This is a genomic window from Protofrankia sp. Cas8, from assembly GCF_963555845.1.
In the GTDB taxonomy this organism is placed as follows: domain Bacteria; phylum Actinomycetota; class Actinomycetes; order Frankiales; family Frankiaceae; genus Protofrankia.
Map to the genome: position 1 here is coordinate 26662 of NZ_CAUVXI010000013.1, position 408 is coordinate 27069.

Annotated in this window: 1 protein-coding gene; it reads left to right on the forward strand. The window is 73.3% G+C overall.

The features are described from left to right. Positions 1–408: DUF222 domain-containing protein (locus U9977_RS04180; RefSeq protein ID WP_322747825.1), on the forward strand; the 408-nt coding region annotated here is incomplete at both ends.

Genomic DNA, 408 nt, shown 5'->3' on the forward strand with positions numbered 1-408 from the left:
ACCGCCGTCGAAACCACAATCCTCGCCCGGGGCGGACGGGCCAGCCACGCGGTGTTCCGCCAGGCGCTGCGCCGCGCGGTACTCGCCGTCGACCCCGACGGCGCCGCACAACGCCACGAACTCCAACGCCGAGGGCGCCGGGTCGGCCTCCAACCCTTGGACGACGGAATGGCCGAACTCTCGGCGTTCCTGGCCGCCCCCGACGCCCAGGCCGCCTACCAGCGCATCGACGCGTTGGCCCGCCGCGCCGGCGACGCGGCGGATGTCCGGAGTATGGACGAACGCCGCGCCGACGTCCTCACCGACATACTGCTGGGCCGCCACCGCGACGACGACCCGATCCGCGTCGAGGTCGGGGTGTTGATTCCGTTGGGCACGTTGCTGGGGCTGGCCGACACCCCCGGCGAA